The sequence below is a fragment of the Paraflavitalea pollutisoli genome (assembly GCF_029360705.1).
In the GTDB taxonomy this organism is placed as follows: Bacteria; Bacteroidota; Bacteroidia; order Chitinophagales; family Chitinophagaceae; genus Paraflavitalea; species Paraflavitalea pollutisoli.
On record NZ_JARKMX010000008.1, the window covers coordinates 1,550,171 to 1,565,947 of the forward strand.

Sequence of the window (15,777 nt, forward strand, 5' to 3'; positions counted from 1 at the left end):
ACATCATACATTACATCATGCTCTACCCTACCACCCGTCGTCAGATAGCATGTTCAACCCGGCAACCGGGGAGCGGTATAGATAATATATATAAGGAGTAAAAGAGACGGTGCCACGACATGATTGAGGTCGATGCGAAAAGTACGGCAGTATGGCAATCACCGGGGCATTGCGTCCATACAGAACAAATCTGGAAAAATGACTAATTAAGCTCCCCAAACCCGCATACAACGCACAGCCCCACCACGCACGACCACAGGCTTATCGCCCTCCTGCCTTACAAACTCAACCCCCAACAGCCAAAAGCTCAGTTCACCCGGCTTCGGCACAATACCATGATCGAAGTCGAAATCGGCTCCGCTTTTCCGGCCAATAGCTGTCATTGGCCCAACTCGTACGGCCCGTGAATACGTGTGTTTATCAAAGTCGACAAAGATCATCGCCGACACCATCCGGAAATGGGTAGCCAGCTTGGGCACATTTTTATCGGCACGCCGCAACCGGAATCCCGGCACAGAGATCCGGGCCTCGTCACGGCCTGCCGGTACACGATCACGCAGGTTCAGCGGCAGCAGCTCTTCCAGCGGTAAGGACTCGTTGAATTCGAATCCTTCCAGTACAGTAAGATCCCCGGCTTCCACACGGCGGTAGCCCCATTCATTCACCGCGTCCGACTGGATCGCCCGCAACAGCCAGGCATTGATACGCCCGGTCAGGCTGCGTCCCTCCACACCTGCCAGCAGACGATCCATGGCGTACCGGAAAGTACGGGTCGCCTTCCCCGACGTCTTGAATTCTGCCGCCGCCCGCCGTGAGTTGGCAAAGTCCTCCCCGTCTTTCAGCCGGCATGGCCGCGGACCGCTTTTTTCTTTCACATAGGTTTCACCATGCTCTCCGCGCACGAACGTAAGCCCCCCCACCGAGCCACGCAATTTCAAAAGACCATCTAATTTTGCCATAGGATAAAGTTTCTGCAATGGTACGATTCCGGCAGGGCGGGTTCCAAATTCTTGAACCATTTTGATCGTTTTTGAACCAAAATAGACTGACATGCAACACAGCACCGGTCACCTCGGCAAGTCTATCCACGCCCCTAACATACCCGTAAAAGATCATAACAGACGAAGTAATAAAAAGTAGGTAGTAACTGTATATCTATAATATAGCGCTCCCCTAGTGGCTTAATTGATGATACATATCAGCGGGTAGTCAACGCCGGGTCAACTCCATGTCAACCCCATGTCCCGGAAGGTGAAATGCAGGCGGGGCGCGGATTCACGTTATCCACAATTGGCAAACGCAATCCCATGGCGGGTTTGATCGTTTGAGAGAAGATATTTTGGAGAATTCCCGGCATAAAGCGAAAGCAGTAAATAGATGAGTGAAGATACAGTCACCCTACCCCCCATTGCAAAAAAAACGCGGCAAATCGGCCGCGTTTTTCAATAATATCTACCAACCCATGTGATGCATCTTACATAAACCCGTCTTCGATCATCCGGTTCATCTCGTCCACATCGTTCGTCGACCAGGTAGCAGTTGCGCCTCTTCCCCCTTGCTGACGCAGAGCAAGAACCTTATGCTCGTTCACGAGCCTTTCCAATGCATCCAATAACCCCTCGTCTTCAATGTGAAGGATCTCAGCGATCAACTGTAGTTTTTTATCGGCATCCGGCATAACGACTGTTTTAGGATCATTCCGATCAAAGATACGAAAGACCACACGCGTAAAGAAAGACCAGCTACTACCCTTCCAGCAGTACCGCTAACTTGTCCATCGATGCTTCCAGACCGCCACGTACACTGTGCTTGTTTTCTTCAAAGCTCGCCACCTCGGCATCCGTAGCATCTACCGGGCAACATTGATTGGTGATCGTCGTGATGCCATCCTGCTCGGTAAACGTGAAGACATTAATGATCTCGGCAGGCCAGTGCGCAAAGAAAGGGGCACGCGTCAAACCACCCGACTCATTGGAGAAAGACAACGTGATCTCCAAACGATCCGGCCGCTCGATGGCACCATACACCAGCTTAGCCCACATAACCGTATCACCATTTTCCATTTTAAACAGACAATGACCACCCGGTTTGAAAGTAAACTCGGTGACCGTCATGGTAAAGCCCATTGGCCCCCACCATGCCGATAAGGCCGCCGCGTCGGCAAAGGCTCCGAATACCAGGTCACGCGGCGCTTTCACCGCACGCTTCACCGTCAGGGAAGCAGCATTACTTGTTGCGTTTGCTGTTGACATCTGCTTTCTTTTTTTGTGTTTTTTGTAAATATTTATCCAGCGAATCGAATTGCTGTTCCCAGAACTGACGGTATTGGTCTACCCAGCTTTGCACCTCCTGTAGCTTATCCAGTTTCGCTTCACAAAGCCGCTCCCGCCCCTGCTGCATGACCATCAGCAAACCACACTCCTCCAGGATCTTTACATGCAACGACACCGCCTGGCGGGTCATATCGAATTGCTCGGCAATGGCATTCAGATTCAATGGCTTTGCAGCCACCATACCAATGATCTGCCGCCGTGTAGGATCGGCGATCGCCTGGAATACATCTCTGCGTGTCTCCATAAATAGGCAAGTATTTGCTTGCAAATATATGCGCAAGCATTTACTTGCACAAATAAATCTTACCGCATTACGGAAGCCTACACTGCCGAAGAGATATTATAACTGATAAAGAAAGGCTCCTGCTGAAGTACAGCACATACAACAGCCCGTACGCGTACACAGCCCACCCTTAAGCATCAAAAGTGGTAACGCAGGATGGGCTTCTGATTGATCGTATTGTCGAGGAATTCTTCAAATGTTTTACCCAAGAGGTAAATCCCTGCTTCGCAGGACATATAGAACAGGAGGTCAGGGGTGGCTAGCAGTAAGCCATTATCAAAATGCAAAGTTCCAACGGGATATAAAGTAGTTTGCAGAACACGCTCTAGTGAAAGGAGCTCCTTGGGTTTAGTCATACCGCTGCCGTTTTCAATATTCAACAATATCTCACCAAACTTTCCATCCGGCATGGAAAACTCCACCCGTATATTCCAAAACTCCTTGAGCAATGCTAATAGCGGCCCCTCCGGAATAGCCAACCCCGCCCGCTCCAAGTCATCAAACTAATATTCTATATTGATACTTCTGCCTTCGTACCAACCGCACTCATCCATGATGGCTTCAATCTTTTTATCAGTAAACCCCATGATTCAAATTAAGATGTATGCGCCAAAATAGCGCATAACCACTTTATGAACAAATCGCCAACGCCCTCCGCTTGATCCGGTCATTTCGCGGGTGATTACCCTTCTGTTCCCGTTCCTATACCGCATACTCTTTCCTTCGTTGCCTCTATGCCTGGGTGCCTCGATGCCTCATCGCCTTTTTCCCTACCTTTATCAAAATAATTCTATATGCGGGCATTTTTAGGCATGGGCCTCCTGGGGTCCAATTTTGCAAAAGCGCTCTTGAAGAAAGGAGAAGCCGTTCAGGTATGGAACCGAACCACATCACGGGCAACTGCCCTCGAAGCAGACGGGGCCAAAGCATTTGCCAACGTAGCAGACGCCGTGAAAGGAGCAGACATCATCCACATCACCGTCAAGGATGACGCATCCGTAGACGAAGTCCTGGCGCAAGCAGCAGCAGGCTTTCAACCCGGTGCCACCATCATCGATCATACCACGACATCCAAACAGGGTGCCATCGAACGCACAGCCGCCTGGAAAGCCAAGGGATATACCTACCTTCATGCACCGGTATTCATGGGCCCCTCCAATGCACTCGACAGCTCGGGCTTCATGCTCGTCTCCGGCGATCAGGCAGTCGTAGAGAAATACACACCGGTATTGGAAAGCATGACCGGCAAGCTGCTCAATTTCGGTCCCAACGAGGGACAAGCCGCCGCCATCAAACTCATGGGCAACTGCTTCCTGGTAGCCTTCACCGTCGGCCTCTCGGATACGCTCGCGCTGGCCAAGTCGCTCGACCTGCCACAAAGCGATGTCACCAAACTATTTGAAATGTGGAACCCGGCCGGTATGTTACACGGCCGTATGAAGCGCATGACCGCCGGCACCTACGACCAACCCTCCTGGGAGCTTAACATGGCCCGCAAGGATACCCAGCTCTTCCTCGATCAGGCAGCCAGCACAGGCACCACCCTCACCGCTATCCCGGCCATCGCCGAAACCATGGACCAATGGATCGCCAAAGGCGTGGGCGGCAAAGACTGGACCGTCATCAGCAGCGAAAACATTCCCAAGCCTTAATACAAGGCATATAGGCACAAAGGCAACAAGGCAATGGAGTACACGAACCCTTTACGAAGAGCCACACCACAATAGCACAGGATTCCTGGCGACAAGTATTTAACGCCCACTACTAAAGACCTATGTAAAAAACGGCAGCGACCACACCTGTAGTCGTTGCCGTTTTTACGTTATACAAAGCTGTATTGCTATTTCATTGTCTCACATTTTCAAGTTACTAGCTACCGGCTGATGCATCACCAACGTCGGCTCCACCTTTTCATGCTGATAGCCCAACGGACCATTCACCACATCACCCTTCTGGTTCAGGATACGGATCATCAACTCCATCGCTTTATTGCCCTGACCAAATGGATACTGCTCGATCGACGCCATCGGCGGAAAAGCCGTATAACCCGTGATCGGCAGGTTGGCATAACTCACAAAGGCGATATCCTTGTTGATGCGGATGTTCTGCTGCTCGGCATACTGCACCGCATCCATGTGTACATAATCATTGAAGCTCACGATCGCGTGGGGCCGGTGTTTCAGCGCCAGCAGTTTCCGCATCGCCTCGTGTGTACTCTCGCGCGACAGGTCTGTCGTCTCCACCATCTGCATATCGATCTTCAGCTTCTGCCGCGACACCCCTTCCAGGTATCCCTTCATCCGTTCCTTACTGGCCGGCAACTTATCCGGACCATTGATGAAGGCTACCCGGCGATACCCACGGTTGAACAACCAATTCACCATCTCCGTAGTGCCCTTGTACAGGTCACAATACACTTTATGTACCTGGTCCGTCACCGGTACCCGGTCAAAATACACCACAGGAATATCGAACTTTTCCAGGGCCAGCAGGTGATCGTATTTGTTCGTATCCTTCGATAAAGAGATGATCAAACCATCCACCCGTTGCTTTTTCATAGCTTCTACCACCTGCCGCTCACGATCGGGATTGTCATAGCTCTGACCAAACAGGATCGTATAGTTATGTTCCATCGCAGCCGCCTCGATACCACTGATGGCCTGACTGAAAAACTCCTCCCGGATATACGGCAGTATCACACCGACGATGAATGTCTTCCGCTGCTTGAAGAAGATCGCCTTGGCATTCGGTTCATAGTTGAGCTCCTTGGCCAGTTCCTGCACCCGCGTTTTGGTACGCAGTCCGATGCGTGGGTGATCGCTCAGCGCTCGTGACACCGTCGACACCGACACATTCAGTTGCTTGGCAATCAATTTTACAGTAGGCAGTTTGTGATCCGACATGGTACGGTAGTTTTTGGTGGATGATTATACAAAATGCAGGCTGCCAAAAGCCGCCGGCAAATGAAAATTAGGCGTTGCACTGTCGAGCGGCTGCCACGACAGGTAATGCGGTTCGGGCAACAGATCACCGCATTTGTAAAAATTGCCCCGCAGCCGTTTACCTTTCAGCGAAACGGGCTGGTGATGCAGGAATACCGTCAGCGGTATGCAAGCCGTCAGCTCCCAGTGAAACAACTTATCATTCGACAGGCGCCGGATATGGCTACTCGTCCCGATCTCCTCCACCACCGGCGCCGGCAGGCGATTCCGTTCATTTTTAGAAGGACCAAAACCCACCAAAGCCGTGCCGATACAATTGATCTCGATATTGTAGTAGGCAACCTCATCCAGGGTAATGAAGAACTCCACACAGCTGTCCTGCCACACCATGCCATTCACCTGGTTGGTCACCGCACGAATAGTCTTTTCCGTGACATAGTATTTGAGAAAGAGGTGCGCCGGCCCATATCCCAGGGCAAACTGCACCATCGGATGATAGGGATAGCTGGCTGCCCAGGGCGATTCGCTGATGGAGGTTTTGGGCAACGCATCCAGCGCAACGTCGATAGCCCGGAAATCCTTGACATCCGCTATCGAAATTTCTTTGATAATCAGTTCTTTCATACCTGTAATATACAGTCTTAAGGCAATTGTTCCAGGTCGACGACCGGTTGCTGGGCAGCACCCGTTCTAACAAACTGGCTACGGTAATTGGTATATGTATTGAAGAATCCACAATTCTGCAAATAGAATCGATCGCCTTCCACACCACCCGCATAATCCTTGCGGTATCCCTTTGCAGCGGTGTTGTCGTAGGTAAAGCCTGCTTGCGTCAGTTTGATCCAGTTTCCCTGCGCCGTACGGACCCACTGGTTGCCGAAATATGCCTTGCGGGATATCGCACCCTGGTCCGGACTGAAATTCTCCAGGAAAGAATGAAAACGCGTCAGGTACTTATTCGTTTTCGGCCTTTTGAAAGAGGCAATCAGCAGCCACTTCGTTTGCGCAGGATCGTAAAACCAGGCCGTATACGTTGTATGGTTGTTGTTGTCTGGCACACCCTTCAGCAGGAAGCGGTAGGTAACGCCTGCCTTCCAGGGAAAACGCAGGTAACTCTGCCCACCCGATCCTTCATTGCCAAACTCACCGGTATGCACGTCAGCCCCTTTCTTCAACATAAGGATACGCTGATCTTCCGGAATACTCTTGGGGTCATCGGTCGTAAAAGGGCTCCAAACACTAAACAGAATCCTTCTTTCCGTGGCCGAATTCACCTGGATACCGAAATAGCCTTCTCCAAATCCGTTGGCCATATAATACGAACCAATCACGTCTTGCCCTTCCGGTACTGTGACCTCATTGTAGAAGTATTCCGCCCGTACGCTGTCGGCAACAGGATAATTCAGGTGAACCGAGGGCCCCCGGAGTCCCCAGTAGAAGAAATTGCCTTCATTGTTCTTCACATAGGTGGTGGCAGTATTGATCGCCGTTCCACTGATCGCATAATCACTGACGGATGCAAACGAAGCACCTTCTTTAGAAATACCCACCAGTTTGATGGCGATATAGCCGGTATCTTTCAACTGCCATTCACCGGCAGTAACATACTCGTTGTTCACAGCACCTACCCAGATCGTTTTCTCTTTCCCGGCAATCGTCATGGACAGCTTACATGCCTGTTGACCCGTTGCTTTCAGCTTCACCAGCATCGAGCCCGGTCTATTCACCCGTACATAAGTAACATAATACGCACCGGCATCCGTCCACTGCTCGATACCATTGGCGGTCACCCTTGGTTTCTTTTCATTGTTGCTGTAAGCCCAGGTATTGCCACCCAGTGGCACCTCAATAGCAGCCACATCGGTGTTACCGGGTGGTGGCGGCAAAGTTGCCGGCAACGGACAAGCCTGCAGCTCCTGCAACGTAAACAACACGGGCAACAGCAAAACGGGTTTCACCAGCCAATTCATTCGCATCATTTGAGGGGTTTGATCCAATAACTGTATTGGTGGTTTTTATAAGGGATACGGTATTCTTCCAACGGTTGTGAACCCCAGCTATCGATGCCTTGCAAGCCCAGTTGCTGCAGGTCGATATGCAGGTAGATTTCTTTGCGGGGAACCAGTTCGCCCGAATGATATTGTTTCTTGTCGGTTTCCGGATCGAGGTCGTCCAGGCTATAAGGCAGCGCCGCGAAATTGAGCAGGCTATCCACCATCTCAAAACGAAAGCCCCTACCCTGCTTGTTGGTCAGCGCCACCCAACGCACATCGCTCTTGTTGCCACTTTCCTGAGGGCGCGCATAGGGGAAATACTGCTCCTCGACAGTTTGTGCATAGAAGCCCACTGGCGATGCCGCCTTACGATCCCAATAATTCTCCCAGGGACCACGACCATAGAAACGGATATTGGTCAGCCCACCGGCCAGCTGCAGGTCATTACCTACCCGGTACAATAATTTATGATTGCCGCCGACCGCCTTGAACCGGTTATCGACCTTCACAGCGCCGTCACCGTACACCGTAAAGGTTTGCTCAGCTACCGCATCGCCGCTCAGGAGCTGCTTGGTAAACACGACCTCGTAGCCACCGGCGACCGCCTGTTTGGCCACGGTCAGCGCAGTGCCCTTTTCATAAGCATTGCGCCACTTACGCAAAGAACGGTTGTAGCCGGCACCGATGTCATTGTCGGTAGGTGCCCGCCAGAAAGCGGGTTGCGGTCCCTGTTGCAGCAAGGGTTGTCCTTTGAGGGTATAGCTCAACAAACTACCTTTCGATAGGTCAAAGTCTATTACAAAGTCTTTGCCGGTCAGGGTCAGTTGTGATCCGGCTTCTTTCACTTGTACGTTGCCACCTTTGGCAACAGCAGCCGAATAGACAACCTGGGGCCTCATTGCAAATTGCTCGGCTGCTATCACATACCCCGCTTCGAGGAAAGGCTCGGCTTTCTTGAATGTATACGAGATATTGAGGAAGTATTCGTGCCCGGCACCAGGTGTATGTTTATAGGGTATAGCCACCGTCGACTCCTGTTGAGGCGCCACGGGCAATTGCGCAATGCTGCCTTTTTCGATTACCTTGCCGTCCTGCAACAGCTCCCAGTTCAGTTGCAGGTTATCGAGTGTACGGAAAAAATAACCATTGCGCACCTTCACCGATTGGGGCGATGCCAGCTTCGTTTTAATGTGCTGGTACACCTGCTTGACCTCGATCGCCATGGGCGTCAATCCGCGGTGGGCGGTCACCACCCCTTTTACACAAAAGTTATTGTCACTGAAGTTTTCATTCACCGGACCGCTCAGCGGAAAATCCCCCCCATACGCAAGGAAGCGTTTACCATTCCTGACCGTATCGATGCCCTGGTCGATCCACTCCCAGATAAAGCCACCTTGCAGCGAAGGCAGTGCCTCGATGCGGTCCCAGTATTCTTTGAAATTACCCAGGCTATTGCCCATGATATGCGCGTACTCGCTCATGATCATCAGCCGGTCGGGTTTGCGCTGGGAATACCGCTGCAGCCAGTTGGGCGAAGGATACTGCGGCACGATCATATCCGTATTGTAGTCGTTTTCGGCACGTTCGTATTGCACGGGGCGGCTATCGTGTTGCTTCAGCCAGTCATACGCTGCATACATATTACTGCCATTGCCCGCCTCATTGCCCAGCGACCAGGTCACCACCGAAGCATGGTTCTTATCACGTTCGTACATGCGGAGGATACGGTCCATATGCGGCTTCAGCCACAAGGGATCGTTGGCAAATGTCGTCTCCAGGTCGTAGTAGCGGCCATGCGATTCGATATTGGCTTCATCCACCACATACAAACCATAGCGATCACACAATCCCATCCAGTAAGGATCGGGGGGATAATGCGAATGACGCACAGCATTGACATTGAGTTTCTTCATCATCTCCATGTCCTTCTCCATATCCTCATGGGTCAACGTGTGTCCTTGCGTAGCGTTGTGCTCATGACGGTTCACACCTTTCAGCAATACCCGCTTCCCATTTACCAGGAAGTTGCCGTTCTCGATCCGCACATTGCGGAAGCCCACCTGTTGCGGGATCACTTCCAGCACTTCACCCTGCTTATTCTTCAGGGTCAGGAACAACGTATACAAGTAGGGCAGCTCCGCCGACCAGGTTTGTACGTTTGGCAGTTGCCTGTTGAACTGTACCGTGGCATGATAGTTACCCAACGCAGCGTGAATACCAGTCGTCGCATCCTGCAACACCACCTGGCCGGCGGCATCCACGAGTTCCATACTCACCGAAAAAGTATCGGGTTTACTGTGCAACGTACGCTGATCGATCTTATAGTTGTTGATCGTCGCATCGATGCGCAATTCACCAGTCGTATAATTATTGCTGAGGTCAGCAATCACCTTATAGTCGTTTAAGTGCAGTTTTGGAGTACTGTAGAGGTACACATCACGCTCGATACCCGAGATGCGCCACATATCCTGGCACTCGAGGTAGCTGCCATCGCTCCAGCGATACACCTGTAGCGCTACCACGTTCTCTCCTTCCTGAACATACCGGGTAATATCGAACTCGGCAGCCAGCTTGCTGTCTTCACTATAACCAACCTGCACGCCATTCACCCAAATAAAAAAGGCCGACTTCACAGCCCCCAGGTGAATGAATACCTGGCGCCCCTTCCAGCCAGCTGGCAGGGTAAATTTCTTTCTGTAAGAACCTACCGGATTGTTGTGCTCGGGAATATCGAAGGGCGGGTTCAGGTTGCGACCTGTTTTCTGACGGCCTGTAAATTCATAGGGGTGGTTGACATAGATCGGTAATCCATAGCCGTTGACCTCCCAGTTGGCAGGCACTTTGAAATTGTCCCATTTCGAATCATCAAAATTATTGCGGTAGAAATCGGTCGGACGCTGTGTGGGGTCCTGCACCCAATTGAACTTCCAGGTACCGTTGAGGGACATGAAATGATTGGATTGTGACTTGTCGGCACTGTTGGCCAGGGCACGGCTTTCGAAAGCAAAAGCGGTCGCCTTCATGGGTAGCCGGTTAATGGAAGTAATCTCGGGCGATTGCAGGGGCGAAGGAATGGATTGAGCGATCATCATCACAGGTGCTGCCACAAACCATCCCGCTAACATCAGTTTCTTCATGCGTAAAAAGCGGTGATCAAATACCGCTTTAAAGGTAGCCAATACAAGGCAGCAACGGGGACTACAGCACAAATTCGCGCAACCGGTTGCAGCAATCGGTTGCGCAGCATCACGACCCAATCCAGGCTTACCTACAGCAGAAAAAAACGCCTTTACGTAAGACCATTCTTGGGTAGCGGCCCCTTCATCACCGACCGGATCAATACCTACCGACGGGCCACCGGCGCCAATATTATTTGCCAGGTGATGACCGGCCTGTTGCTGCAACGCCTGCGCCGTTGAAGGTTCTTCGTTACCTCACCTGAATGCCCTCGTGCCTCGTTGCCTTTTTGCCTCGTTGCCTCGATGCCTTTATCCCTTTCTTCGTATATTCATCCCGACTTATGCGAGCCAGAACCTTTTTGCTACCCTGCCTGATCAGTTGTTTCATGGTGTTTATTGCCCGTGCCCAGGAAGCACCAGAACTCCGCACACTCGATTCCATCGGAGATGTTTTCCTGCGCAGTGCGGCCCAGGAGCAACCCACCGACCTCTTCCTGCACCTCGACAAAACGGTGTACGTTCACGGAGAGAATATCTGGTTCAGCGCCTATATCCTCGGTGGCGATACCGCTTTGACACACCATACCCTGCATACGGTCCTCATCGAAGAAGCCAGTAAAAAAGTATTCAACACCGAACGTTTTGTCATCGCCCAAGGTACCAGCGGTGGCGCCATCTTTTTGCCCGACAGCCTGCCGATGGGAGAATACAGGCTGCTGGCCTACACCAACCAGTACCGGAGCTATCCGCAGCAACCCATCTTTCAACAGGCGATCACCCTCAAAGGCGGTGAACAGAATATCTTCCGCCTGGAATTGAAACCAGACAACAACCCCGCTTGGCGCGACTCGGTCTACTTCACCTACAAAGTACTCACGGGGTATAGTGGATTGGCCAGCGGCGGCGAAATGGTCTATACGCTATTGGCGGATGGCCACAAGCTGCAAAACGGCAAACGAAAGATCGACCCCTTCGGCGAAGTCAGTTTTGTAATGGCTAAACAAGCCGTACAGGGTAAACGCATTCAACTGCAGGCCACCGTCACCAGGGACAAGAACAAACAAACCTTTCGTGCCGATGTTCCACTCCTGCTCAACGAAGCACAGGTCAAACTATATCCCGAAGGCGGCGACTTTATCCATTTACACGAGACCAAATTCGCCCTTGAGATCAGGAATGGTGTTGGCACCCCCATCGCCACCAGCGGTCAACTGCTTGCCAACGGCCAGTTGATCACCACTTTTCAAACCAGCCTGTCGGGCACTGCTACCCTGCCCTTCCTACCCAACAAAGACTTAGTATACATGCTACGACTGAACGATAGCAGCTATCGATTGTCGTATACGTTTCCGACGATACGTGCCACTGGCTATAGTCTTCACCTGCCCGAATCGGTGATCGCCGACTCCAGCTTTCGCGTTGAGATCGGATCACCCGGCAGCGGCGCCTGTCATATACTGGTACACAACTACCGCGAAGCATTTTTTTCCGGCACGTTCCGCACCGGCAAACAGCGTTCACTCCTCCGGCTTTCCACCGCCGATATGCCGGAAGGCGTCGTCACCCTCACCTTATTCGATGCCTTTGGAACCCCACAGGCAGAGAGAGCCGTCTTTATACGGCGCAAAATACCGGTCAGGGTATCGCTGTCGACCGACTCGGCCGTATACCACCACCGGTCCAAACTACAACTGAAAGTAAAGGTCACCGACTACAAAGGGCAACCCGTTCGCTCGATGTTCTCACTGGCTTGCGTGCTCGCGTCGCGCATCGATACAACCCGTGCAGGTGATATTGTACGTTTCATACAGTTTGACCGTTTCCTGCCGTCGGCAACCGCTATGCCGGGCGTAGATTATTTCACCAGTGATGCCAATATCGAACAGTTGCTGCTGACAAGGTACTGGACACGCTACCGCTGGGAGGCATTCAACAAAACCACCGACTTTGTACAGCCAGTCGATCAACCCTGCGAAACTGGTCATGTGTTGTTTAGAGAAAAAACCATTAAAAAGCCAGTGCCCATCATCATCATTGGTACATCAGGTAGCCATGTGCTCTCCACCGATTCAGCCGGCTTCTTTTCCATAGACCACACGTTGCTGGCTACGGAGCAAGGCAAAAAGCCAATGATACTGGCGAGTGACCCGAAGAACACAACAGATTACCGCATCGTTCTCGACAACCAATGCAGTACAACAGATACCACGGTCGCCCAACAATACTGGCCCCCGACCGGCTATATGAAAGCAGTCCTCTCCGTGCAGGAGCAGGAACACCTGCGCAAATCCCTGCAGGCCGTGGTGGTGGTGGCGAAGAAAACAGACACGCCTTTCGGCATGGCTTACAAGAGCACTACCTGCAACGATTGGGTTTGCATGTACAATATCCTCAATTGTCAAAACCACCCTACCGGCTCCATGCCGGTGAGTGGCCAGCAATATTCCTATCGTGGTCGGATGGTGATCTATGAGGGTTGTGGCAACGACAAGCCGCCGGCATTTCTGTTACAAATCAATGGCATCGCATGGCCCAAAGAGTATTATGTAGCAGATTATGAAAAGTTCAACCCCACCGAGCCCGAGCTGATGTCGACGATCTACTGGAACTACCAGGTCTTTACGGACGAGAACGGCGAAGCCACCCTCCCCTTCTCTACCAATGACCTCAATGGCCGCTTCGTGTGCGTATTGCAGGGCGTTACCGGCGACGGGGCCATCCACGGCAGGCATTTTTTCAAAGTAGTGGAATAGACGGTACAACCTGGCACTGCCCGTTTGTCCCGATCATGGTTTCTTAGGTAGATAATACGCGGCCGAGCGCCCGGTTGAACTAAATCCCGTAGCTTTATGTTATTCTTATCATCGAAGCCGGCAAGAAGGCTGGCATGGATTTTTCATTCCTGGATATCTTTAAACTTTCAAATACCATTTAATTATGAAACGTACAGCAAACGCACACTGGAACGGCAATTTAAAAGAAGGTAAAGGCGCCCTCTCTACCCAGAGCACAACCCTGAACCAGACCCAGTATTCTTTCAAGACCCGTTTCGAAGAAGGCGTAGGCACCAATCCCGAAGAATTGCTGGCCGCTGCACATGCCGGTTGCTTTACCATGGCAGTTAGCGCTACCCTCACACAGGCGGGTTTTGCAGCTGGCAACCTTGATACCCAGGCCATCCTCGACCTCGACATGGTAGGCCTCAAGGTAAATGGTATTCACCTCGAACTGAAAGCGGAGCCCATCGAAGGCGTTTCTGCCGAGAAGTTCAACGAGATCGCAGAAGGCGCCAAAGCCAACTGTATCATCTCCAAAGCACTCAGCGTACCCATCACACTCAGCGTTACGTACGCGTAACCTGGACGATAACCATATTAAAAAGGCCCTTGTCGCGCGACAAGGGCCTTTTCCGTATATTTGATCCCCGAATGACATCCATTTCGTCATACATCGCTCCGTTTGCGCAGTTGTTGCTGCCGGTTAACCACTACATTCCTGGTTAGCGTCCCCCTGTAGATACATTCCCGGCTCCATTATTCATCCTGTTGTACAGATCAATATCGCCTATATGACCAAAAAAGAGAAGACCATTTTGCAGGTTACTTCCGAAGTAGGAACCCTCAAACGTTTACTGGTGCACAGTCCCGACAGCGGCCTCGGCCGTGTAGTGCCCTCCAAAGCGCAGGACTGGCTGTTTGAAGACATTGTACACCTCGACACCATCCGTCGCAAAGAGTACGATTATTACACCAAAATATTACTCTATTTCCTCGATCCGGAGAAGATACAGGGGCGCCTGCACGAGATCGACGCTCCCGACAGCAAACGCGACTTCTACAAACCCGAGAAAGCCGCTTTCTTCAAAAGCGACAAAGTAGTAGAACTGGAATGGTTGCTGGCAGAAATACTGGAAGATCATGAGATCCGCCTCAAACTCATTGCATCCGTTTGTGCCGTGGAAGGCTGCTCTTATACCCGCCAGTCACAACTGCTGGAACTGCCCCCGGCCCAATTGTCGAAAGTCATCATCAGCGGTACCCTCGCCGGCGATGATCTGCTCTTTCCGCCTATTCCCAATTTTATCTTTACCCGCGATATCGGCATCGTCATCAACGATTACGTATTGCTCAACAAGCCGGCCAAGAAAGCCCGTACCCGGGAAGCACTGCTGGCCAAATACATCTTCTTCAACCACCCCCTGTTTGAGAGATACCGCGACCATATTCTCGAAATACCTGACACCATCCACCATTTCCTGTTGCCCCGCGACGGCGACGAAAAGAAAGTGACCCTCGAAGGCGGCGACGTCATGGTCGTTACCAAAGACCACCTGCTGATCGGCGTCAGCGAACGCACTTCGATGGAAGCTGCCCACCAGGTCATCAACATGTTGTTTGAAAAGAGTATCGTGAAAAAGATTACCGTAGTCAAAATACCCAAGAAACGCGACTACATGCACATCGACACCATCTTCACCCAGGTAAGGCGGGATGTATGGGTGATGCTGGGCGCTTTCTCCCGTAAAGTGATGAAACACGAAGACGATGATGCCGTAGAACGTATTCTCGAAGGGGGACTGAAGAAAGATGAGAAGATCAAGATCATCCAGTTTCGCAAGAAGTCGATCGAAGAACCCAAATATTTCGACAGCCTCGAAGACCTCCTGTTCGACATCAGCCGCAACGACCTTGGTTCCGAAGGCAAGATCAAATTCATCTATTCCGGCAACAACCAGTTTCCCTACGATACCCGCGAACAGTGGACAGATAGCTGTAACCTGCTCGCCCTGCGCGAAGGCGTCGTGTTGGGCTATGACCGCAATGATAAAACGGTCGATGCTTTCCGCCAGGCCGGCTTCAACATTGTCAACGTCAAAGAACTGCTCGAACAATTTGAATCCGGCAAATCAACACCGGCAGACCTGACCAATACCCTGATCCTGATGCCCTCGGCAGAATTGTCGCGCGCAAGGGGTGGGTTTCATTGTATGAGCATGCCGCTGTTGCGCGAACCGATCGACACCGAGGCCTAAACCATATCCAAACT

At 51.6% G+C, this 15,777-nt stretch carries 14 protein-coding genes; 5 read left to right on the forward strand and 9 right to left on the reverse strand.

Annotation, left to right across the window (positions count from 1 at the left end):
* Positions 1-206 precede the first annotated feature (206 nt).
* The 5 genes from P2W70_RS19910 to P2W70_RS19930 form a co-directional block, all read right to left on the reverse strand.
* On the reverse strand, positions 207-959 hold the full coding sequence (locus P2W70_RS19910) for a hypothetical protein (protein ID WP_276483270.1): 753 nt from the start codon (positions 957-959) through the stop codon (positions 207-209).
* 515 nt (positions 960-1,474) lie between these two features.
* A complete protein-coding gene (locus P2W70_RS19915) occupies positions 1,475-1,723 on the reverse strand; it encodes a hypothetical protein (RefSeq protein ID WP_276483271.1) in 249 nt (82 codons plus the stop codon).
* A 22-nt stretch (positions 1,724-1,745) separates the two neighbouring features.
* Entirely contained in the window at positions 1,746-2,252 is a 507-nt protein-coding gene (locus P2W70_RS19920) for an SRPBCC family protein (RefSeq protein WP_276483272.1), read from the reverse strand.
* Positions 2,227-2,577 carry an ArsR/SmtB family transcription factor gene (locus P2W70_RS19925; RefSeq protein WP_276483273.1) on the reverse strand — a complete coding sequence of 117 codons (351 nt, stop codon included), beginning with the start codon at positions 2,575-2,577 and terminating at the stop codon, positions 2,227-2,229. The genes P2W70_RS19920 and P2W70_RS19925 overlap by 26 nt, the downstream gene beginning before the upstream one ends.
* 176 nt (positions 2,578-2,753) lie before the next feature.
* On the reverse strand, positions 2,754-3,110 hold the full coding sequence (locus P2W70_RS19930) for an SUKH-3 domain-containing protein (RefSeq protein ID WP_276483274.1): 357 nt from the start codon (positions 3,108-3,110) through the stop codon (positions 2,754-2,756).
* 300 nt (positions 3,111-3,410) lie between these two features.
* Here P2W70_RS19930 and P2W70_RS19935 point away from each other — a divergent pair, with 300 nt between their 5' ends.
* Positions 3,411-4,268, forward strand: a complete 858-nt coding sequence (locus P2W70_RS19935; RefSeq protein WP_276483275.1) for an NAD(P)-dependent oxidoreductase — start codon at positions 3,411-3,413, stop codon at positions 4,266-4,268.
* Positions 4,269-4,469: 201 nt separating this feature from the next.
* Here P2W70_RS19935 and P2W70_RS19940 read toward each other — a convergent pair whose 3' ends face one another.
* Genes P2W70_RS19940 through lacZ form a run of 4 tightly spaced genes read right to left on the reverse strand, consistent with a single transcriptional unit; the run spans position 4,470 to position 10,689 of the window.
* Positions 4,470-5,519, reverse strand: a complete 1,050-nt coding sequence (locus tag P2W70_RS19940) for a LacI family DNA-binding transcriptional regulator (RefSeq protein ID WP_276483276.1) — start codon at positions 5,517-5,519, stop codon at positions 4,470-4,472.
* 24 nt (positions 5,520-5,543) lie between these two features.
* Entirely contained in the window at positions 5,544-6,182 is a 639-nt protein-coding gene (locus tag P2W70_RS19945) for a carbohydrate-binding family 9-like protein (protein WP_276483277.1), read from the reverse strand.
* Between the two features lie 17 nt (positions 6,183-6,199).
* Positions 6,200-7,537, reverse strand: a complete 1,338-nt coding sequence (locus tag P2W70_RS19950) for a DUF3472 domain-containing protein (RefSeq protein WP_276483278.1) — start codon at positions 7,535-7,537, stop codon at positions 6,200-6,202.
* Positions 7,534-10,689: a beta-galactosidase, LacZ type gene (gene lacZ / locus P2W70_RS19955; protein WP_276483279.1), complete on the reverse strand. Its 3,156-nt coding sequence runs from the start codon at positions 10,687-10,689 to the stop codon at positions 7,534-7,536. Before lacZ ends, P2W70_RS19950 begins: the two co-directional genes overlap by 4 nt.
* 12 nt (positions 10,690-10,701) lie before the next feature.
* On the opposite strand from lacZ, the gene P2W70_RS19960 reads away from it, so the two are divergent.
* The 4 genes from P2W70_RS19960 (at position 10,702) to P2W70_RS19975 (ending at position 15,763) form a co-directional block, all read left to right on the forward strand.
* Positions 10,702-10,971: a hypothetical protein gene (locus P2W70_RS19960; protein ID WP_276483280.1), complete on the forward strand. Its 270-nt coding sequence runs from the start codon at positions 10,702-10,704 to the stop codon at positions 10,969-10,971.
* Between the two features lie 101 nt (positions 10,972-11,072).
* Positions 11,073-13,484: a hypothetical protein gene (locus tag P2W70_RS19965; RefSeq protein WP_276483281.1), complete on the forward strand. Its 2,412-nt coding sequence runs from the start codon at positions 11,073-11,075 to the stop codon at positions 13,482-13,484.
* Between the two features lie 184 nt (positions 13,485-13,668).
* Positions 13,669-14,088: an OsmC family protein gene (locus P2W70_RS19970; protein ID WP_276483282.1), complete on the forward strand. Its 420-nt coding sequence runs from the start codon at positions 13,669-13,671 to the stop codon at positions 14,086-14,088.
* A 211-nt stretch (positions 14,089-14,299) separates the two neighbouring features.
* On the forward strand, positions 14,300-15,763 hold the full coding sequence (locus P2W70_RS19975) for an arginine deiminase family protein (RefSeq protein WP_276483283.1): 1,464 nt from the start codon (positions 14,300-14,302) through the stop codon (positions 15,761-15,763).
* Positions 15,764-15,777: the final 14 nt, after the last annotated feature.

What these genes read in the sequence shown, in the direction of transcription:
- P2W70_RS19945 (WP_276483277.1), bottom strand. Translation starts at nt 6,182, where the DNA reads ATGAAAGAACTGATTATCAAAGAAATTTCGATAGCGGATGTCAAGGAT.
- P2W70_RS19975 (WP_276483283.1), top strand. Translation starts at nt 14,300, where the DNA reads ATGACCAAAAAAGAGAAGACCATTTTGCAGGTTACTTCCGAAGTAGGA.
- P2W70_RS19965 (WP_276483281.1), top strand. Translation starts at nt 11,073, where the DNA reads ATGCGAGCCAGAACCTTTTTGCTACCCTGCCTGATCAGTTGTTTCATG.
- P2W70_RS19935 (WP_276483275.1), top strand. Translation starts at nt 3,411, where the DNA reads ATGCGGGCATTTTTAGGCATGGGCCTCCTGGGGTCCAATTTTGCAAAA.
- lacZ (WP_276483279.1), bottom strand. Translation starts at nt 10,689, where the DNA reads ATGAAGAAACTGATGTTAGCGGGATGGTTTGTGGCAGCACCTGTGATG.
- P2W70_RS19940 (WP_276483276.1), bottom strand. Translation starts at nt 5,519, where the DNA reads ATGTCGGATCACAAACTGCCTACTGTAAAATTGATTGCCAAGCAACTG.
- P2W70_RS19910 (WP_276483270.1), bottom strand. Translation starts at nt 959, where the DNA reads ATGGCAAAATTAGATGGTCTTTTGAAATTGCGTGGCTCGGTGGGGGGG.
- P2W70_RS19950 (WP_276483278.1), bottom strand. Translation starts at nt 7,537, where the DNA reads ATGATGCGAATGAATTGGCTGGTGAAACCCGTTTTGCTGTTGCCCGTG.
- P2W70_RS19925 (WP_276483273.1), bottom strand. Translation starts at nt 2,577, where the DNA reads ATGGAGACACGCAGAGATGTATTCCAGGCGATCGCCGATCCTACACGG.
- P2W70_RS19970 (WP_276483282.1), top strand. Translation starts at nt 13,669, where the DNA reads ATGAAACGTACAGCAAACGCACACTGGAACGGCAATTTAAAAGAAGGT.
- P2W70_RS19920 (WP_276483272.1), bottom strand. Translation starts at nt 2,252, where the DNA reads ATGTCAACAGCAAACGCAACAAGTAATGCTGCTTCCCTGACGGTGAAG.